General features: G+C 64.6%; 13 protein-coding genes. 6 read left to right on the top strand and 7 right to left on the bottom strand.

The window, feature by feature from the left end:
- Positions 1-29: 29 nt before the first annotated feature.
- From SJI03_RS14890 to SJI03_RS14870, 5 genes are read right to left on the bottom strand one after another with little or no spacing between them, the layout of a single operon-like run.
- Positions 30-2,699: a molybdopterin-dependent oxidoreductase gene (locus tag SJI03_RS14890; protein ID WP_322427695.1), complete on the bottom strand. Its 2,670-nt coding sequence runs from the start codon at positions 2,697-2,699 to the stop codon at positions 30-32.
- A 22-nt stretch (positions 2,700-2,721) separates the two neighbouring features.
- Positions 2,722-3,948: an NAD(P)/FAD-dependent oxidoreductase gene (locus SJI03_RS14885; protein ID WP_322427694.1), complete on the bottom strand. Its 1,227-nt coding sequence runs from the start codon at positions 3,946-3,948 to the stop codon at positions 2,722-2,724.
- Entirely contained in the window at positions 3,945-4,298 is a 354-nt protein-coding gene (nirD, locus tag SJI03_RS14880) for a nitrite reductase small subunit NirD (protein WP_099378652.1), read from the bottom strand. Before nirD ends, SJI03_RS14885 begins: the two co-directional genes overlap by 4 nt.
- 12 nt (positions 4,299-4,310) lie before the next feature.
- Positions 4,311-6,863 (bottom strand): nitrite reductase large subunit NirB, encoded by a 2,553-nt coding sequence (gene nirB, locus SJI03_RS14875; RefSeq protein ID WP_322427693.1) that lies wholly within the window; start codon positions 6,861-6,863, stop codon positions 4,311-4,313.
- Between the two features lie 10 nt (positions 6,864-6,873).
- Complete coding sequence (locus SJI03_RS14870; protein ID WP_322427692.1) at positions 6,874-8,169, bottom strand: MFS transporter; 1,296 nt, start codon at positions 8,167-8,169, stop codon at positions 6,874-6,876.
- A 324-nt stretch (positions 8,170-8,493) separates the two neighbouring features.
- Here SJI03_RS14870 and SJI03_RS14865 point away from each other — a divergent pair, with 324 nt between their 5' ends.
- The 4 genes from SJI03_RS14865 (at position 8,494) to SJI03_RS14850 (ending at position 13,922) form a co-directional block, all read left to right on the top strand.
- Entirely contained in the window at positions 8,494-10,197 is a 1,704-nt protein-coding gene (locus tag SJI03_RS14865; RefSeq protein ID WP_322427691.1) for a CehA/McbA family metallohydrolase, read from the top strand.
- 141 nt (positions 10,198-10,338) lie between these two features.
- On the top strand, positions 10,339-10,983 hold the full coding sequence (locus SJI03_RS14860; RefSeq protein WP_322427690.1) for a DUF4304 domain-containing protein: 645 nt from the start codon (positions 10,339-10,341) through the stop codon (positions 10,981-10,983).
- Positions 10,984-10,986: 3 nt separating this feature from the next.
- Positions 10,987-11,637 carry a hypothetical protein gene (locus SJI03_RS14855; RefSeq protein ID WP_322427689.1) on the top strand — a complete coding sequence of 217 codons (651 nt, stop codon included), beginning with the start codon at positions 10,987-10,989 and terminating at the stop codon, positions 11,635-11,637.
- Between the two features lie 179 nt (positions 11,638-11,816).
- Positions 11,817-13,922 carry a prolyl oligopeptidase family serine peptidase gene (locus SJI03_RS14850; protein WP_322427688.1) on the top strand — a complete coding sequence of 702 codons (2,106 nt, stop codon included), beginning with the start codon at positions 11,817-11,819 and terminating at the stop codon, positions 13,920-13,922.
- A gap of 45 nt (positions 13,923-13,967) precedes the next feature.
- Here the strand turns inward: SJI03_RS14850 and SJI03_RS14845 are convergent, their stop codons facing one another.
- A complete protein-coding gene (locus SJI03_RS14845) occupies positions 13,968-14,591 on the bottom strand; it encodes a glutathione S-transferase family protein (protein WP_099378646.1) in 624 nt (207 codons plus the stop codon).
- A gap of 253 nt (positions 14,592-14,844) precedes the next feature.
- On the opposite strand from SJI03_RS14845, the gene SJI03_RS14840 reads away from it, so the two are divergent.
- Both SJI03_RS14840 and SJI03_RS14835 read left to right on the top strand, forming a co-directional pair.
- Positions 14,845-17,538, top strand: a complete 2,694-nt coding sequence (locus SJI03_RS14840; protein ID WP_322427687.1) for a M1 family metallopeptidase — start codon at positions 14,845-14,847, stop codon at positions 17,536-17,538.
- Positions 17,539-18,076: 538 nt separating this feature from the next.
- Positions 18,077-18,799 (top strand): YceI family protein, encoded by a 723-nt coding sequence (locus SJI03_RS14835; RefSeq protein WP_322427686.1) that lies wholly within the window; start codon positions 18,077-18,079, stop codon positions 18,797-18,799.
- Here the strand turns inward: SJI03_RS14835 and SJI03_RS14830 are convergent.
- Positions 18,762-19,391 carry a LysE family translocator gene (locus SJI03_RS14830; protein ID WP_034754929.1) on the bottom strand — a complete coding sequence of 210 codons (630 nt, stop codon included), beginning with the start codon at positions 19,389-19,391 and terminating at the stop codon, positions 18,762-18,764. The genes SJI03_RS14835 and SJI03_RS14830 overlap by 38 nt on opposite strands.
- Between the last annotated feature and the right edge of the window lie 106 nt (positions 19,392-19,497).

Below are 19,497 nucleotides of genomic sequence, written 5' to 3'. Positions count from 1 at the left end.
AACAAAGCCGCGCGGGAAAGGACAGATTATCAGGCTGCGCTGCGCGCCTCCAGCAGCAATTGTCGTATCTCGGGCACGCAGGAGCCGCAATTGCCGCCGGCCTTGACGCAGGCCGTCACCTGCGCCGTCGTCGTCAGCTTTTGTTCCACGATGGCCGCGCAAATGGTGTTGCGCCCCACGCCAAAGCACGAACACACGGTGGGGCCGGCATCCATGCCCTTGCCGATGGGCTGGCCCAGCAGCACGCCTGCGCGGTCGGCAGCATCGAGCTGCTCGTGCGCGAACAGGCCCGCCAGCCAGCTGCGCGACGGCAGGTCGGGACGGGGCGAAACATACACGCATTGCGCGATGCGCCCCTCGTCCAGGTGCACGGCGCGGTACACGCCGGCGCTGGCGTCCGCATAATCGAGCCAGTCGGCGTTGTCGTCCGTGACGCCGAGCAGCGCGCGCGCCCAGGCGCCCAGGTCTTCGATGCGCTGGCGGCCGGCCAGTTCGTAGCGCAGGAATTGCTCGCCCTGAATGCGCGTCCAGTGCGCCACGCCGTCCAGGTCCAAGGGCGTGCGGCTCAGGACAAACGCATGCCAGTGCACGCGGAACTGCTCGATGCGCACGGGGGTATGCTTGAATTCCGGTTCGCCCGAGACAGGGTCGACGACCGGGTTGACGACGGCGCCCACGCGCGCATCGGACGCATTCGCGTCGCTCCAGTGGATCGGCACGAAGACCTGGCCGCGCGCGATGCCGCCGCCATGCACGACGCGCGCCACCATCGCGCCCCAGGCGCTGGAAATGCGCGCCAGCTCGCCTTCGCGCACGCTGTACAGCAGCGCATCCTGCGGGTGGAGGTCGATGAAGGCTTCGGCGATATGGCCCGACAGCCTGGCCGCCTTGCCCGTGCGCGTCATCGTATGCCACTGGTCGCGCACCCGGCCCGTATTCAGGATGAGTGGATAGTCTTCGTCGGGCATGTTACGCGGCGCGCGCGGCGCCGTGGGAATGAAGCGCGCGCGCCCGTCCGCATGCGCGAAACGGCCGTCGCCGAACAGCCTCGCCTGGCCCTGCGGCCACTGCTGCGGCGCCAGAGCGTCATAGCGCGCCGCATCCAGGCCGGCCAGGTGGCCCAGGTTGAACAGGCGCGCCGTTTCCGCCTCGTTGCGGAAAGCGGACAGGCGCGCATGTTCATCGAAGATGGCCTGCGGCGACGTGAAGTCAAAACCGCCAAAGCCCATGCGCCGCGCCACATCGCACAGCACGTCCCAGTCGGCGCGCGCTGCGCCGGGCGCCGGCAGAAACGCCCGCTGGCGCGAGATGCGCCGCTCGGAATTGGTCACCGTGCCATCCTTTTCGCCCCAGCCCAGGGCCGGCAGCAGCACATCGGCATGCGCGTTCGTGTCCGACCCGGCGCTGATGTCCGACACCACCACCAGCTCGCATTTATCGAGCGCGCGGCGCACCTGGTCGGCGTCTGGCATGCTGACCAGCGGATTGGTGGCGATGATCCACACGGCCTTGACTTTACCCGCCTCGATGGCCTGGAACAGGTCCACCGCCTTCAGGCCAGGCTTGTCGGCGATACGCGGCGAGTCCCAGAAGGTTTGCACGGCCTCGCGATGCGCCGGCTTGTCGAGATCGAGGTGCGCCGCCAGCATATTGGCCAGGCCGCCCACTTCACGCCCGCCCATGGCGTTCGGCTGGCCCGTGAGGGAAAACGGTCCCATGCCGGGCTGGCCGATGCGTCCCGTCGCCAGATGGCAGTTGATGATGCTGTTGACCTTGTCCGTGCCGGAGGACGACTGGTTGACACCCTGCGAAAAAGCAGTTACCACCTTGCGCGTGGCAGCAAATGCCTGGTAAAACGCCAGCAAGGCAAGCGGATCGACCTTGCAGATGGCCGCCACCTGCAAGGGATCGCCGCAGTCCACGTGGGCGGCTGCCAATGTCTCGTCGAGACCCGAACTGTGCTGCGTGACGAAATCGTCGGCGATCACGCCCTCCTTCGCCAGATAGCACAGCAAACCGTTGAACAGCCACACGTCGGTGCCCGGTTTCACGGGCAGGTGCAGGTCGGCCAGCTCACAGGTGGCCGTGCGGCGCGGGTCGATCACCACCAGTTTCATGTGCGGCCGGCTTTCCTTGATACGCGTGATGCGCTGGAACATGATCGGGTGGCACCAGGCCGTGTTCGAGCCCACCAGCACCACCATGTCCGCCAGTTCCAGGTCGTCATAGCAGCCCGGCACGATATCCTCGCCGAACGCGCGCTTGTGGCCCGCCACGGCCGACGACATGCACAGGCGCGAATTGGTGTCGATATTCGCGCTGCCGACATAGCCCTTCATGAATTTGTTGGCGACGTAATAATCTTCCGTCAGCAACTGGCCCGAGACATACAGGGCCACGGCGTCGGGGCCGTGTTCGGCGATGATGGCGCGCAAGCCGCCGGCCACCTGGTCCAGCGCGACATCCCAGGAAGCGCGCCGCAGGACGCCATCGACGCGCACCTGCGGCTGCAGCAGGCGCTTGTCCAAGTCCAGGGTGTCGCCCAGGGCCGAGCCTTTCACGCACAGGCGGCCCTGGTTGGCCGGGTGCGCGGCGTCGCCGGCGATGCGGATGGCGCCGTCGGGCAGGCGCATTGCTTCCACGCCGCAGCCGACGCCGCAATACGGGCAAGTGGTTTTCACGGGCGTGCAGCTAGTCATGAAAGTATCCTGTTGGTCGCTGTCAGGCGGCCTGGGCGCACAGCGCCTGGCCAAACAATAAATGGGCGCGCAGCTTGCTGATGTCGCGGCGCTGCTGGATCAGGTCGAAATACCAGGGACCGTCCTGCACGTCGCCATACAACACGGCGCCGGCCAGGCGGTTGCCCTGCACCACCAGGCGCTTGTAGACGCCGCGGCGCGGATCGCGCAGCACCAGGTCTTCGCTGCCCTCGCCGCCGATGATGTCGCCGGCCGAATACAGGTCGATGCCCGTCACTTTCAATTTGGTGGCGCTGGCTTGCTGCACGTAGCGGCGGTGCCCCGCGCCGGCCAGGTGCGCGCCGCACACGCGCGCCTGCTCCCAGATGGGTGCCACCAGACCGAAAGTGGCGCGCCGGTGCTGCACGCATTCGCCCACGGCGTACACGCGCGGGTCATAGCTTTGCAGGCAGTCGTCGACGACGATGGCCCGTTCGCAGTGCAAGCCGGCCGCTTGCGCCAAGGCGATGTTGGGGCGCACGCCGGCCGTCATCACCACCAGGTCGGCGGGGATCGACGTGCCATCGGCAAAGCGCACGCCCTGCACGCGGTCGGTGCCGAGGATTTCCGCCGTTTGCGCCTGCATCAAAAATCGCAGGCCGCGCGCTTCCAGCGCCGATTTCAGCAGCATCGATGCGGGTGCGTCCAGCTGCTGGTTCATCAGGGCGCCGCTCATGTGTACGACGGTGACGTCCATGCCCTGGCGCTGCAAGCCGTTGGCCGCTTCCAGTCCCAGCAAACCGCCGCCGATGACCACCGCGTGGCGGTGCGTGCGCGCCGCCTGCAGCATGGTGTCGACGTCGCTGATATCGCGAAAACCGATCACGCCTGGCAGCGCATGGCCCGGCACGGGCACGATGAAGGGCGTGGAGCCGGTGGCCAGCAGCAGGCGGTCATAGGCGACCGTGATGCCGGACAGCGCTTGCACGGTGCGCGCCTTGCGGTCGATGCGCACCACGGGGTCGCCCGCGTGCAGGGTGATGCCGTTGTGCGCATACCAGTCGCGCGTGTGCAGCATGATGTCGTCCACCGACTTTTCGCCGGCCAGCACGGGCGACAGCAGGATGCGGTTGTAATTGCCGTGCGGTTCGGCGCCGAATACGGTGATGTCGTACAGGTCCGGCGCGAGTTTCAACAGTTCCTCGACCGTGCGCATGCCGGCCATGCCGTTGCCAACCACGACTAAAGACGGCCGCGCGGCGGTGTTCATATGGCCACCCACACCATGTCGGCAAACACGCGCGCGGGCCAGGCGGCAACCGAGTGTTCAGGCGCTTCGATGCACTCGCCGCTGGCCAGGTCGAAGTGCTGCTTGTAGATGGGCGACGCCACCACGACGCGCTCGCCGATGCTGCCCACGAGGCCGCGCGAGAGCACGGAAGCGCCCGCGTTCGGGTCGACATTATCGATGGCGTACACGCGCGGCGCGGCATCGCCGACGCGGAAGACGGCCACGTGGCGGCCATTCAGCAGCGCGCACACGCCCGTGTCGGGCACGATGTCGGCCAAGGGGCAGATGGCGACCCAGTTGTCGGCGGTGGCGCCGGAAAGTTCATTCATCGCATTCATGGCTCAAGCCTCCACGGCATGGATGGGGATCACGGTGCTGCGGCGTTCCATCTCGGTGGCAGGCCGGATCTGGCCCCGCTCTTCGACGAACACCACGTTTTCATCGTTCTTCTCGCTGTTGACGAAATGGCGGAAGCGCTGGCGCACGGCGGGGTTGGACACGGCTTCCTTCCACTCGCAGGCGTAGGTGTCGACCACGTGCTGCATGTCCGCTTCCAGCTCGTGGGCGATGCCCAGGCGGTCGGCGACGACGACGGCTTTCAGGTAATCGAGGCCCCCTTCCAGGTTGTCACGCCATACGCTGGTGCGCTGCAGGCGGTCGGCCGTGCGCACGTAAAACATCAGGAAGCGGTCGACATAGCGCACCAGGGTGGCTTCATCGAGGTCAGAGGCGATCAGTTCCGCATGGCGCGGCTTCATGCCGCCATTGCCGCACACGTACAAGTTCCAGCCCTTTTCCGTGGCGATCAGGCCGACGTCCTTGCCCTGCGCCTCGGCGCATTCGCGCGTGCAGCCGGAGACGCCGAACTTGATCTTGTGCGGCGTGCGCAAGCCCTTGTAGCGGTTTTCCAGCTGGATCGCAAAGCCCACGCTGTCGGCCACGCCATAGCGGCACCAGGTGGAGCCGACGCACGATTTCACCGTGCGCAGCGACTTGCCGTAAGCGTGGCCCGACTCGAAACCGGCCGCGATCAGTTCTTCCCAGATGGCCGGCAACTGGTCGACTCTTGCGCCGAACAGGTCGACCCGCTGGCCGCCCGTGATTTTTGTGTACAGACCGTATTTTTTCGCCACCATGCCCACGGCGATCAAGCCGTCGGCCGTCACTTCGCCGCCCGGCATGCGGGGCACGACGGAATACGTGCCATCCTTCTGGATATTGCCGAGGAAGTAATCGTTACTGTCCTGCAGGCTGGCGTGTACGGGCGACAGCACGAAATCGTTCCAGCACGAGGCGAGGATATTCGCCGCCACGGGCTTGCACACGTCGCAACCAAGGCCCTGGCCGTGCGCGCCCAGGAGTTCGCCGAAGCTGCGGATTTTGCCCACGCGGACCAGGTGGTGCAATTCCTGGCGCGAGTACGCAAAGTGTTCGCAGACGTGGTTGTTGACGGCCAGGCCCTGCTTCTGCATTTCCGCCTTCATGATCTGCGTCACCAGCGGCACGCAGCCGCCGCACGCGGTGCCCGCTTTCGTACAGCTTTTCAGGGAGCCGATGGTCGTGGCGCCCTCGGCGACGGCCGCGCACAGCGCGCCCTTTGACACGTCGTTGCACGAACAGATTTGCGCCGACTCGGGCAAGGCGTCCACGCCCAGTCCCACCTTTTGCTGGCCATCCGCCTGCGGCAGGATCAGGAACTCGGGGAATTCCGGCAGCTCGATTTTATTGAGCATCATTTGCAGCAAGGTGCCGTATTCGCTGGCGTCGCCCACCATCACGCCGCCCAGCAGGTATTTGCCGCAATCGGAAACGACGATTTTCTTGTAGATCTGCTTGCGCTCGTCCATGAACTGGTAGGAGCGGCTGCCCGGCGCATTGCCGTGCGGGTCGCCCAGGCTGGCCACGTCCACGCCCATCAGTTTGAGCTTGGTGCTCATGTCGGCGCCCTTGAACGAGGCTTCGCCCTCTTCCTGCAACACATGGCGCGCTGCGATGCGGGCCATTTCGTAGCCGGGCGCCACCAGGCCGAAGACCAGGCCGCCCCACAGCGCGCATTCGCCGATCGCATAGATATCGGGATCGGACGTGACGCAGCTGTCGTCGATGGCGATGCCGCCGCGTGGCCCCACCTCCAGGCCACAGGCGCGCGCCAGTTCGTCGCGCGGGCGGATGCCGGCCGAAAAGACGATCATGTCCGCTTCCAGGTGGCTGCCATCGGCAAACTGCATGCGGTGCGTGGCCGCCTCGCCATCGACGATGGCCAGGGTGTTCTTTTGCGTGTGCACGGTCACGCCCAGTTCCTCGATCTTGCGGCGCAGGACGCGCGCACCGCCCTCGTCCACCTGCACGGCCATCAGGCGCGGCGCGAATTCCACCACGTGAGTGTCCAGCTTCAAATCGCGCAAGGCTTTCGCGCATTCAAGGCCCAGCAATCCCCCGCCGATCACCACGCCAGTTGTTGACTTTCCACCCCAGGCCAGCATGGCTTCCAGGTCTTCGATGGTGCGGTAGACGAAGCAGCCATCCCTCTCCTTGCCCGGCAGCGGCGGCACGAACGGCGTCGAGCCTGTGGCGAACACCAGTTTGTCGTAGCTCAAGACTTCGCCCGTGCTGACGGTGACGGTTTTCACCACGCGGTCGATGGACACGGCGCGCGCATTGAGTTTCAACACGACGTTGTCCTTGTCGAAAAAGCCGGGCGCCACCAGGGAAAGGTCCTCGGCAGATTTGCCGCTGAAAAATTCGGACAGGTGCACCCTGTCGTAGGCGGGGCGCGGCTCTTCGCACAAGACCGTCACGGACAGGCGCGTGTTGTTCTCCAGCGCCAGCCGTTCGAGAAATTTATGTCCGACCATGCCATGGCCAAGGACGACGATGTTCAGGGGGTGGTTCATTGCTATCTCCTCAGGCCGCAGCCATGTTCGGCTCGGCCGCTTCGCGGGTAAAGCGCACGGCGATGGCGCACAGGGCCGAGATCACCACCAGCGCGCTGAGGATGATCAGGGTCTGGCGGATGTCGCCCGTGCCCTTCATCAGGAAACCGGCCGCCACGGCGCCCACGTTGCCGCCGGCGCCGATGATGCCGGCCACGCCGCCCAGCGCCTTGCTGTCGATGAAGGGCACCAGTGCATAGGTCGCGCCGCACGCCATATGGGTGAACAGGCCGAAGACCAGCATGGCGATGACGGCATAGGTGACGCTGTCGACTTTCGCAAACCACAGCAGGCCCACGCCTTCGCCGATCATCAGCATGAACAGCAGGGTGACGCGGCTGTTCAGGTTGCCGCGCAGGGCCAGCTTGTCCGACATCCAGCCGCCCAAGGCGCGGGCAAACAGGGCCAGCAAGCCGAAGCTGCCGGCGGCCAGGCCGGCCGATTTCAAGGACAGGCCGAAATGGTCGACGTAATACACGGCGGCGATGTTGTGGATGAAGATTTCGATGCCGAAGCAGGCGCCGTAGGTGACGAACAGCAGCCAGACGCGGTAGTTGGAACTGGCCGCCTTGAAGCTGTCCCAGCCCCCCTTTTTACCACCCTCGATGGCCGTACCGGCGGCGCGCAAGTCCGAGTAATTACCTTCAGGGCAATCTTGCGTATAGCGCCAGTACAGGGCCGCCATCACCAGCATCAGCACGCCCGGCACCAGCAGGGCCACGCGCCAGCCCAGCGATTCGGACACGCCCAGCATCACCACGGCACCCAGCAGCAGCGGCATCAACGCCTGCGCCGCACCGCCGCCCGCATTGCCCCAGCCGGCGGCGGCCGCGTTGGCCGTGCCGACAACACGCGGGGCGAACATCACGGAGGTGTGATATTGCGTGATGACAAAGCTGGCGCCGACGGCGCCGATGCCCAGGCGGAAGAACAGAAAGCTTTCATAGCTTTGCGAAGCGGCCACGCCCAGCACGGGGATGGCGCCCAGCAAGAGCAAGCCCGTGTACGTCTTGCGCGGGCCGTAGCGGTCGCACAAGGGTCCCACGATCAGGCGCACGAGGATGGTGATGGCGACGGCCGCGATATTGATGTTCGCCACTTGCGCCAAGGAAAGGCCGAACTCGCCCTTGATGACAGGCATCAGGGGAGCGCAGGCGAACCAGGCGAAGAAACACACGAAAAATGCCATCCACGTCAGATGGAATGCGCGCATGGGCGGCGTGGCGAGGGAGAAGAGCGCGATGCGCGTTGCTTTTTGGCTGGCCATATAGGTTCCCGAAGTATCCCGTTGATAAAACAAAACGGCGCCCGCCCCCGCCGATGAAAAAAATCAGCCTGGGCGGACGCCGTTGTCCATGTGGTCCGTCGTTGGACCGTTGTGCGTTTATTCAGGGGATCGCCGTTGATCCGTATCTCTTGTCTAGCAAGCGCCGTGCCAGCTTGCCGCACGGGCAGACGCCCTTATCGATACGAGGTTTGCGCCAGATCATGGCCAATCACGGTGCAAACGCGCCACTTGCTGGTGCATGCGGGAACCAGCAAGTGGCAACCCTTGTCTAAATACCATTCGAAGCAGACGCGGGAGAGCACGATGGTCAAGACATTGCGCCGCTGGCGGCCGCCGTGGCTGGTTTGCGCGTGGGCCGGGTTGCTGCTCATTACATGGAGCAACACTGCCGCCACCCAAGAGCCGAAGGAACACAGCGAACTCGATGCCACCGTCGTCGCTCCCTTCCGCGCCACGGCCGGTGCACGGACGACGCAGGCGCGTACCTCGCAGTCACGCACATTTATTGTTCGCCTCGCCTATCCCGACGCAGGCCGCACCCATGCGGTGCGCTGGAGCTTGACCTTGTCCGGACCCGGCCCGCAAGGCGCTGTACTGCGGCGCTGGTCGGGCACGGAGCAGGTGGGGGCTGGTGGCAAGAGCGTTACCGTGCCCTGGGATGGCCGCGCCGACGCCGATGCGCGCGAACGGAGGGTGCTGGCGCCGGACGGCTTGTACCAGTTGCGCCTGCTTGCCGAGGCCGATCCTGGCACGCCTCAAGAGATGCAGATGGAACAGCAATGGCACGTCCAGGTGCAACGGGGCGCCAGCACGGCGCCCAGGGTGCCCGCCTTCCAGACCGGCCTGCAACAACTGCCCAGTCTGGAAGGCCAGTCCGACTATCGCCTCGTCTACGCCAACCTGCACAGCCAGACGCGCCACAGCGACGGCGGCGCGGCACTCGATGCCTGCCATGGCGCGCAAGACCCGCGAACGGCGCCCTTCGGCCCCATCGATGCCTACAAGTATGCGCAAGAACACGGCCTCGACGCCCTGCTGACGTCCGAGCACAACCATATGTATGACGGTTCCGACGGCACCAACCCAGCTGCCACCGCTGCCGAAGCGACAACCCTGTACCAGACGGGCCTGGCCGAAGCGGCCGCGTATACCGCCGCCCACCCCGGTTTCCTGGCCCTGTACGGCATGGAATGGGGCGTCATCAACAAGGGCGGCCACCTGAACATTTTCAATAGCGAACAGTTGCTGGGATGGGAAAGGAATGCCCTGGGCGAGTTGCTGGCCGACGTGGAAACGCCGAAGGGCGATTACGCGGGCCTGTACACGCTGATGCGCGAGCGGGGCTGGGTCGGCCAGTTCAACCACCCGGCCCAAACGGGCCAGTTCCTCGTCGGCGACCAGGCGCTGGGCTACACGCCGGACGGCGACGCGGCCATGGTGCTGTGCGAAGTCATGAACACCTCCGCGTTTTCCATCAACGACCAGGAAACGGAGACGCGGCGCAGCAATTACGAAGCGGCTTGCAACCGGGCGCTGGCGGCCGGCTACCACGTTGCGTTCAGCAGCAACCAGGACAATCACTGCGCCAACTGGGGGGCGTCGTATGGCAACCGCACGGCCGTGCTGGTAACCAGCCCTGCCGCCGGCACGCCCGTTTCACGCGACGGCTTCCTCGAAGCGCTGCGCGCGCGCCGCGTGTTTGCCACCATGGACAAGCACGCGCAACTGCTGTTTACGGCCAATGGCAAGCTGATGGGCGAGCGTTTCGACAACCACGGCCCCTTGCACCTGGCCACCCATTTCAGCAACAGCGCGGGGCGGCAAGCGGCCGCCGTCGCCATTTTCCACGGCGTACCGGGCAACAATGGTTCCGTTACGCCAGTGTCGGACCAGGCCGAGTTCACCGTCACGCCCGCGCCCGGCCCCCATTTCTATTACGCGCGGCTGACGCAGGACGATGGCAACATCGTCTGGTCGGCACCCGTGTGGGTCAATCAGTTGCCGTGATCGGCCACCCCGCCAATAGTAAAAAAGCCGGTTTTCCCTCGCACGATTGCCCGCCGCAAGATGCGTTCGCACTGATCTATGGCAACATGGCAGCGCCGTTTTGACAGCAAGGCGGCGCAACCGTCAATGCCAGGGAACAGCATGAAACCAAAAGAGCTGATCATCACCAATATTGAAGCGTTCTTGCTGCAGCCGCTGACCGCAGCGGGCTTCAAGTTCTCGCCAAGCCAGCTGACCTTCAAGCGAGCAAAGGACGAATTCGTCCAGGCCATCCATTTCCAGGCCAACCGCCATAATGAAGAGGATGTCTGCGTGGCATTCTGGAGCCACTATCAGGTCTCGTCCAGATCCTATACAACATGGCACAAGGCACGCTACGGCCGTGAACCTGTCAACAATATCGTTGGCGGCGTGGCGGACTGGAATATCCCGAATTGGCAATTCCCTGTCATCGATGTCAAGGAGGACAAAGAACACCAGCTGGTCGATCCGCTCCATCGGGCAACAGTCATGGTCTGCCTGCGGGACAATCTGCTGGAGTTGGCCATTCCCTGGCTCGACCACCGGTCCAACTGGGAAAATGCGGCCCTGGCCCTGGTTGAAGCGCACGACTCGCATGCCAGGGCCTGCGATTTTTATCTGATGGCCGGCAAGCAGGAAAAAGCCTTGTGGGCCTTGAACGAAGGCATTGCCTACTGGGAAAGAAACCCCAAGGCATCTTATCCGCAAGAAAAAGAGGAGATCGCTTTGCGTATGGAACGCTACTTCAATGCCACACCAATCTGAACCATGACAAAGATCACTTGCCCCTACCACGACGCCTGCGGCCATCATTTTGACAGCAGCGCACTCGATGCGGCCGATGGCGATTTTCTGAAATCGGCCATCGGCAAGAACATGACCTTCATGTTCCTGCACTGCCCCGCATGCTCAAGGATATTCCAGTTCAATCCAGTCGCCTGGACAGCGCAGGCTTGCGAAGCCGTCACCCCCAAGGTCGCGAAGAAAAGCGGCAAGCAGCTGGAGAAATTGCTGGCAAGTAAAGAAGTAGCCCTGCCCCAGGCCTATCTCGCTCACCTCCGCAGCGGAAAGTCGCGTCCCGACGTGGCGATTTTCACGGATGAAGACCCCTTCACGCTGTACAGCCTGGACGCGCTGTGTCAAGACGTCGAGGTCGATGGCATACGGTATCTGGCAGTCCGGCAACTGGCAGGCTTTGCGCAGACCCTGGCGCAAGCGGCGGGAACAGGTTCGAAGCAGGCAGCACCGTTCAGTCTTGCCGAGCTGGCGGATTGCCTGTCCATCGGCGAGGAAAACACGCGCATCCTGTTCATCGACAGCCGCGACAACGAAGCATTGTGGATTTATCACTGCGACGGCGGCGATGTCGAAAAAACGAGGCTTACCGTGAGCGCCCTGAGCGGATCTGACGCATCCTGAAGCGCGCCACACGCCGCAGATTCTGCGGTCTCGCTCTTTTCCAGCAAACAATATTGGAAAAACATGTTATTTTTTAAATAGTCATCCGTAGACACTGGTTCCTCACAGCAATCCATGGCACCATGGCTGCGCCGTTTTGCCTGCAACGCGGCCTCCCTCGGACCAACCAGGAACCCACTATGTCGTCATATCGCACTCTCGCCGGCAGCATGCTGCTCGGCCTGGCCGCAGCGGGCATCGCCCATGCACAAGCACCCGCGCCCGCCGCCGCCAACACCGATCCCCACCTGTGGCTGGAAGACGTCCTCGGCGACAAGCCGCTGGCCTGGGTCAAGCAGCACAATGCCGTCGCCACCAAGGAACTGGAAGGCCAGCCCGGCTTCCCCGCCCTGCAGGCGCGCCTGAAAACCATCCTCAATTCCAAGGAACGCATTCCCGATGTCAGCAAGGAAGGCGAGTATTACTACAACTTCTGGCGCGATGCCCAGCACGTGCGCGGCATCTGGCGACGCACCACGCTGGCGCAATACCAGCTGGCCGAGCCAACTTGGGAAACCGTGATCGACCTCGACCAACTGGCCGCCGGCGAGAGTGAAAACTGGGTCTGGGGCGGCGCCTCCTGCCTGTATCCGAAGGGCGAACGGTGCCTCATTTCCCTGTCGCGCGGCGGCGGCGACGCCAAGGTGGTACGCGAATACGACGTGGCCAAGCGCGCCTTTGTCGAAGGCGGCTTCACCCTGCCCGAAGCGAAGGGCAGCGCCAGCTGGATCGACCAGGATACCCTGTTCGTTTCCACCGATTTCGGCCCTGGCTCGATGACCAGCTCCGGCTACCCGCGCATCATCAAGCAGTGGCAGCGCGGCACGCCGCTGGCACAGGCGCAAACCTTGTACGAAGCCAAACCCGACGACTTGAGCGCCGGCGCCTACAAGGACTTCACGCCCGGCCACGAACACCAGTTCATCGAGCGGCAAATCGATTTCTACAGCGGCGAAATGTTCCTGCGCGACGGCGCCGAGTTGAAAAAGGTGCCGAAACCGGACGACTCTACGGCCTTCACCGTGCGCGACCAGCTGGTCATCACCCTGCGCTCGGACTGGAAAGTCAACGGCAAGACCTATGCGCAAGGCTCCTTGCTGGCCACGGATTTCAAGGCCTTCATGCAAGGCAAGCAGGAACTGGAAGTGCTGTACGCACCCACGGCCACGTCTTCGCTGGACAATGTCACGGCGACGAAATCGGCCATCCTCGTGACGACCCTGGACAAGGTCAAGAACCGCCTGACGGAGCTGCGCCACGTGAACGGCAAGTGGCAGCGCCGCGCCGTCGATGCGCCGAAGCTGGGCACCCTGGTCGTCAGCGCGCTCGATCCCGTCGACTCGGACCAGTACTTCCTGAAGGTGACCGACTTCCTCAACCCGACCGCCCTGTACCTGGCCACGGCGCAGAGCGACAAGCGCACGAAAATCAAGTCGCTGCCGGCCTACTATAACGCGGCGCCATACAAGGTGGAGCAGTTCGAATCGACGTCGAAGGATGGTACCAAGGTGCCGTATTTCGCCATCATGGGCACGAAGACCAAGTTCGACGGCAGCAATCCCACCGTGCTGTATGGCTACGGCGGCTTCGAAGTGTCGCTGAAACCGAGCTACAGCGGCACCACGGGCGTGGCGTGGCTGGAAAAGGGCGGCGTGTACGTGCTGGCGAATATCCGCGGCGGCGGCGAATTCGGCCCCCGCTGGCACCAGGCGGCATTGAAGGAAAACCGCCAGCGTGCGTATGACGATTTCATCTCCGTGGCACAGGATTTGATCAAGCGCAAGCTCACCAGTCCGCGCCACCTGGGCATCATGGGCGGCAGCAATGGCGGCCTGCTGACGGGTGCCGTGCTGGTGCAGCGTCCCGACCTGTTCAACGCCGTCGTCAGCCAGGTACCGCTGCTCGACATGCGCCGCTATAACAAGATGCTGGCGGGCGCCTCGTGGATGGGAGAATACGGCGACCCGGACGTGCCGGAACAATGGGCGTACATCAGCAAGTACTCGCCGTACCAGAACGTCTTCAGGGACAAGAAATATCCGCGCGTGCTGTTTACCACTTCGACGCGCGACGACCGGGTCCACCCTGGCCATGCGCGCAAGATGGTGGCCAAGATGGAAGAGCAAGGTCACGACGTGCTGTACTGGGAAAACACGGAAGGCGGCCACGCGGGCGCGGCCAACAACGACCAGCAGGCGCTGATGTGGGCGCTGACCTACACCTTCCTGCTGGAGCAGCTGAAGTAATGGGGTGGTGTCGGATTACGCATCCCGCCAATCCGACCTACCCGGTTACTTCGCCTGCGCGCTGGGGCGTTCGGCAATGCGGTCGCGGTAAGCCTGCAGGTTGAGCAAGCCTTCCGCGCCGGGACGGTACTTCATCAGGCCACGCGCGAATTCCAGCGCACAGAAGGCCGTGATGTCGGCAATCGTGAAACGCTCGCCGGCGATGTACGGCTGCTGGGCCAGCACCTGGTCCAGCCACTGCGCCGTCTCGCGCAGCTTGCCCGCCTGCGCCGTGGCGAAATCGGGAAACTGCGGGTTTTCCAGCGCCACCAGGGCCGGATGGCCGTGGCGCACCCAGTTGGCGGCGGCGCTGAACAAATGCAGTTCCACGCGGCGGTCTGCCATTTCAATGAACGCGCGTTCCTCGAATCCTTCGCCCATCAGGTTCGGCTGCGGCTGCAAGCCTTCCAGGTAAGTACAGATGGCGCGCGTTTCGGTCAGCACGCGACCGTCCGCCAATTCCAGCACGGGCACGCGACCCAGCGGGTTTTTCGCCAGGAAGGCGGGATCGCGGTGCTGGCCCGCCATCAGGTCGAGCGCCACTTCCTCGATGCCGGTGATGCCTTTTTCGGCAATGAACATGGTAACGCGGCGCGGATTGGGCGTGCGGGGGCTGATGGTCAGTTTCATGTGCTTGGGTCTCGTCTCGTTATGGTGTTGGACTATCGGCTGCGGCACCAGCCTGTGGCAATGCAGCCAGGCGCCCATCATACCAGCGCACCGCCATGGTGCGGCATCCCTGGCGCGTTGACTTTGGCCCCGTTTCCACTTAGATTGATGTACGGGAACGCTGGCTGTCAGTTCAGCGATGTCCCGCTACCGCCATCCACGCCCGCAGCCTATCCGGCTGGCGGGCGTTTTATCCATGAACGAAGGGCATACCATGCATCGCACACCGACTCCGCGTTTCCGCCGCAGCCAACTGGCCGCCGCCGTCCTGGCACTGACCGCCATCACCGCCGTCATCCCGGGCCACGCCGCCCCCGCCGCCAAATACGCGTCGGCCAGCCACGCCCTTGGCACCACCACGCAGTTGCCGCGCGGCGTCACGCCCTTGCACTATATCCTGTCGATCACGCCGGACGCTGCCGCCTCGACCTTCAAGGGCGCAGCCGCCATCAAGGTGGCCGTCGACGCGCCGACCAGCAGCATCACTTTCAATGCCTTGAACCTGGCGTTTGCCGCCGCCGCCATCGAAGGCGCAGGCGGCAGCAAGCAGGTGACGCGCAAGATCGATATCGATGCGGACAAGCAGACGGCCACCGTGCATTTTGCCGAGCCCCTGGCCAAGGGCGAATACCTGTTGCGCATCGACTACACCGGCAAGATCGGCACGCAGGCCACGGGCCTGTTTTCGCTCGACTATGATACGCCGCAAGGGCGCCAGCGCGCGCTGTACACGCAGTTCGAGAATTCGGACGCGCGCAGCATGCTGCCGTCGTGGGATGAACCGGACTACAAGGCGACCTTCGCGCTGGACGTGATCGTACCGAGCAACCAGATGGCCGTCGGTAACATGCCGATCGCCAGCAGCGAAGAGCTGGGCAATGGCATGAAGCACGTGTACTTCGCCACCACGCCGCGCATGTCGACGTATCTGCTGTTCTTCGGCCTGGGCGACTTCGAGCGCGCCACGGCCATGAGCGACGGCACGGAAGTGGGCGTCATCACGAAGAAGGGTGCGCTGGCGCAAAGCCGCTTCGCGCTCGACGAATCGGCAGCCCTGCTGCGCGAGTACAACGATTACTTCGGCGTGCGCTATCCGCTGCCCAAGCTTGACAACATCGCCGCACCGGGCCGCAGCCAGTTCTTCGGTGCCATGGAAAACTGGGGCGCCGTGTTCACCTTCGAATACGGCCTGCTGCTCGACCCGACCATCTCGACGCAGACCGACAAGGAAAACATCTACACCACCCTGTCGCATGAAATGGCGCACCAGTGGTTCGGCGACCTGGTCACCATGCGCTGGTGGGACGACCTGTGGCTCAACGAAGGCTTTGCGTCGTGGATGGAAAGCCGCACGACGGAGCGTTTGCACCCCGAATGGAACACGGCCCTGTCCAACGTGGGCGGGCGCGAATCGGCCATGAGCCAGGATGCGCTGCGCACCACGCACCCGGTGGTGCAGCGCATCGCCACCGTGGAACAGGCTAGCCAGGCCTTCGACGGCATCACCTACCAGAAGGGCGAAGCGGTGATCCGCATGCTCGAAGCGTATGTGGGCGCCGACACGTGGCGCACGGCCGTGCGCAGCTACATGCGCAAGCATGCGTATGGCAATACGGTGTCGGACGACCTGTGGCGCGAAGTCGATGCGGCCGCCGGCAAGCCCGTCAGCGCCATCGCCCATGATTTCACCCTGCAGCCGGGCGTGCCGATGGTCACCGTGAGCGACGCCGTGTGCAGCAAGGGCAGTACGCGCGTGACCTTGACGCAGACGGAGTTTTCCAAGGACCAGCCAGACAAGAAGCCGCTGTCGTGGAAAGTGCCGGTGATCGCCTCGACGGTCGGCAACGGCAAGCTGGCCAAGGTGGTGCTCAAGGATGGCAAGGCGACCCTGAACGTGCCCGGTTGCGGCGCCTTGCTGGTGAACGCGGGCCAGAGCGGCTACTACCGCACCCTGTATGCGCCCACCGGCACACGCGCGCTGGCGGGCAGCTTCGCACGCCTGGCGCCGATCGACCAACTGGGCTTGCTGGCGGACAGCCAGTCGCTGGGCATGGCGGGCTTGCAGGACCCGGCCGGCTTCCTGGAACTGGTGAAGGCCACGCCGCTGTCGGCCGACCCGCAAGTGCTGGGCCGGGTGGCCGCATCGCTGAACGGCCTGTATGAGCAGTACGCGGGCGACCCTGCGCGCCAGCAGGCTTTTGGCCGCTTCGCCATGGCCCGCCTGGCACCGATGATGGCGCAGACGGGCTGGGAAGCGCGTGCCGGCGAAGCGTCCAGCGTGGCGACCCTGCGCGGGCGCCTGATTGCCATCCTTGGCGACATGGGCGAACCGGGCGTGATCGCGGAAGCGCGCCGCCGCTACGCGGCCAGCGAACAGGATCCCTCCGCCATGCCCGCGCCGCTGCGCCGCACCATCCTGGGCGTCGTGGCCCAGCATGCGGATGCCGCCACCTGGGAGCAGCTGCACGCCAAGGCGCAGCAGGAAAAGACGCCGCTGGTCAAGAACCAGCTGTACGACCTGCTGGCGTCGACCGACGATGCGGCCCTGGCGCAGCGCGCACTGGCGCTGGCGCTGACGGATGAACCAGGCGTGACCAACAGCCCGGCCATGATCTCGCGCGTATCGCGCAGGCATCCGGAACTGGCCTTCGACTTCGCGCTGGCGCACCTGGAGCAAGTCAATGCGCGCGTCGACGCCAGTTCGCGCAGCCGCTACTTCCCGCGCCTGGCGGCCGGTTCGGCGCAGCCGGACATGATCGCCAAGCTGGAAGCATATGCGCAGGCCAACCTGCCGGCCAGCGCGCGCGGCGACGCCGACAGTTCCGTGGCCGGCATCAAGTACCGCATCAAGGTGCGCGCCGAGCGCCTGCCGGCCGTCGATGCGTGGCTGGCCAAGCAAACGGGCTAAGAGAGGAGCAAACCAACCTCCCGGCGCCTGGCGCCGGGAGGAAGAAAGCACAGGCAAAAAAAACCGGCTTCGCAAAGTGCGGTAGCCGGTTGAAACGCTGTATCAGAGCGCAGGGATAAAACGGAAAACACATGAAAAAGTGGAAATCGTGCCGGTCATTGAGGTGTCCGGCAACCTTGCGCCCGGGGTTTCCGTGCGCCATGTATCCACTATGCCAGTCCTTCCCTCGGGCAGGCTTAGGACTTCATTAAATCGCTGGCCGTTTCCTGTTTTTCCCCGCTTTGCTTGCCCGCGTGGCAATATTTCCTGCCGCGCCAGCCTGTCTGGTGCCGATGGTTGAGCTCACCGGCTAAGCTGTTGAGTCATGCCTGCATCCTATCGCTCCCGGAACGTAGTGATTTGCGCACCGCATGCTGTGTGCCAACAAAAGCATCATAACAGCGCCATATGACCGCCTTATGACGCAGCTCTAACATTGCACGCGCGCCGCCGTGCGGATCGCGTACTATTCCCCCATCGCCCTTGCCCCGTCTGCCCCATGTTCAGCCAGAACCTTCGCACCGTTTTTCTGCTTGCCTGCGCCGTGCTGGCCGCTTGCACGCCCTTGCCGCAGACACCAACCCCTGCACCGGCCGCTCCTGCCACCATCCCCGCGCCAGCGTGGCAGCGGCAAGGCGTGCACCTGCTGCACATCGCGCCCGAAGAATCCCTGCTGACCATCACCGTGCGCCGCGGCGGCGCGCTGGCGCGGCTCGGGCATGACCACGTGGTGGCCAGCCGCAGCCTGCAAGGCGTGGTGGCGCCCGCGCTGGGACGCGCGCAGTTCCGCTTCCGGCTCGACGAGCTGCGTGTGGATGAAGCAAGCCTGCGCCAGGCGGCAGGCCTGACGACGACGCCGTCGGCCGACGCCATCGCTGGCACGCGCCACAACATGCTGGTGCGCGTGCTCGAGGCGGAACGCTATCCGTGGGTGAGCATCGACGCGCGCCGCACGGGCGACAAGGAGGTGTTTGACGCCGACATCACCCTGCATGGCGTGACGCGCACGGTGCAGCTGCCGGTGCGGATCGAGCAAGCGGCCGATGGACGCCGCCTGCAGGCCAGCGGCAGCCTGCTGCTGAAACAGAGCGACTTCGGCATCGTGCCGTTTGCCGTCCTGGGCGGCGCCATGGCCGTGCAGGATCAGATGGAACTGGCATTTCGCATCACCGCCCGGCAGGAGGTCAGCGCGCCAGGATCAGGCGCAAGCCCAGGCCGATGAAAATGGTGCCGGCCACCCGGTCCAGCCACAGGCCGGCGCGCGGGCGGCGGTTGAGCCACAGGCCGACGGCGCCGGAAAAATAGCCGAGCAGGCCGAACAGCACGCAAGCCTGCGCCGTGAAGACCAGGCCCAGTTGCGCCGTCTGCCAGCTGGCATTGCCCTGGCCCGCGACGATGAACTGCGGCAGGAACGAGAGAAAAAACAGCACGACTTTCGGATTGATACTGTTGGCAAACAAGCCCTTGCCGAACAGGCGCAGCAAGGACTCGTCCGGCAAGGCGGCCGCGCCATCGACTCTGGCGCCGCCACGGCTGCGCAAGGCGCCGATGCCCAGCCACACCAGATATAGCCCGCCAGCCACTTTCAGCGCGGTAAATGCGGTGGGCGAGGCGGCCAGCAGGGCGGACACGCCGATGGTCGCCAGCACGGTGTGCGTGAGGCAGCCAAGGGCGCAGCCCAGGCCGAACGCCATGCCCTGGCGGCGCCCGCGCGACATGCCCACGCCCAGCACCATCAGGTTGTCGGGGCCGGGACTGGCGGTAATGAGGACGGCGGCGGCCAGGAAGGCCAGGAACTGGTCGGGACTGAGCATGAAGATCTCGCGGGCAAAGGCGCCATGATACCGGAGCGGGCGCCATGCCTGCAGGACATGAAATTGCCGTATGTCACCGAGAGTCGATTAAAATGGGCACTCCACA

The sequence above is a fragment of the Janthinobacterium sp. GMG1 genome, assembly GCF_034427795.1.
In the GTDB taxonomy this organism is placed as follows: domain Bacteria; phylum Pseudomonadota; class Gammaproteobacteria; order Burkholderiales; family Burkholderiaceae_D; genus Janthinobacterium.
The sequence above is the reverse complement of the archived record's forward strand: the minus strand, read 5'-3'. Positions and strand labels throughout refer to the sequence as shown.

Excerpts from the sequence above, each read along its gene's own strand:
- SJI03_RS14890 (WP_322427695.1), bottom strand. The coding sequence starts at position 2,699 with ATGACTAGCTGCACGCCCGTGAAAACCACTTGCCCGTATTGCGGCGTC.
- SJI03_RS14885 (WP_322427694.1), bottom strand. The coding sequence starts at position 3,948 with ATGAACACCGCCGCGCGGCCGTCTTTAGTCGTGGTTGGCAACGGCATG.
- nirD (WP_099378652.1), bottom strand. The coding sequence starts at position 4,298 with ATGAATGAACTTTCCGGCGCCACCGCCGACAACTGGGTCGCCATCTGC.
- nirB (WP_322427693.1), bottom strand. The coding sequence starts at position 6,863 with ATGAACCACCCCCTGAACATCGTCGTCCTTGGCCATGGCATGGTCGGA.
- SJI03_RS14870 (WP_322427692.1), bottom strand. The coding sequence starts at position 8,169 with ATGGCCAGCCAAAAAGCAACGCGCATCGCGCTCTTCTCCCTCGCCACG.
- SJI03_RS14865 (WP_322427691.1), top strand. The coding sequence starts at position 8,494 with ATGGTCAAGACATTGCGCCGCTGGCGGCCGCCGTGGCTGGTTTGCGCG.
- SJI03_RS14860 (WP_322427690.1), top strand. The coding sequence starts at position 10,339 with ATGAAACCAAAAGAGCTGATCATCACCAATATTGAAGCGTTCTTGCTG.
- SJI03_RS14855 (WP_322427689.1), top strand. The coding sequence starts at position 10,987 with ATGACAAAGATCACTTGCCCCTACCACGACGCCTGCGGCCATCATTTT.
- SJI03_RS14850 (WP_322427688.1), top strand. The coding sequence starts at position 11,817 with ATGTCGTCATATCGCACTCTCGCCGGCAGCATGCTGCTCGGCCTGGCC.
- SJI03_RS14845 (WP_099378646.1), bottom strand. The coding sequence starts at position 14,591 with ATGAAACTGACCATCAGCCCCCGCACGCCCAATCCGCGCCGCGTTACC.
- SJI03_RS14840 (WP_322427687.1), top strand. The coding sequence starts at position 14,845 with ATGCATCGCACACCGACTCCGCGTTTCCGCCGCAGCCAACTGGCCGCC.
- SJI03_RS14835 (WP_322427686.1), top strand. The coding sequence starts at position 18,077 with ATGTTCAGCCAGAACCTTCGCACCGTTTTTCTGCTTGCCTGCGCCGTG.
- SJI03_RS14830 (WP_034754929.1), bottom strand. The coding sequence starts at position 19,391 with ATGCTCAGTCCCGACCAGTTCCTGGCCTTCCTGGCCGCCGCCGTCCTC.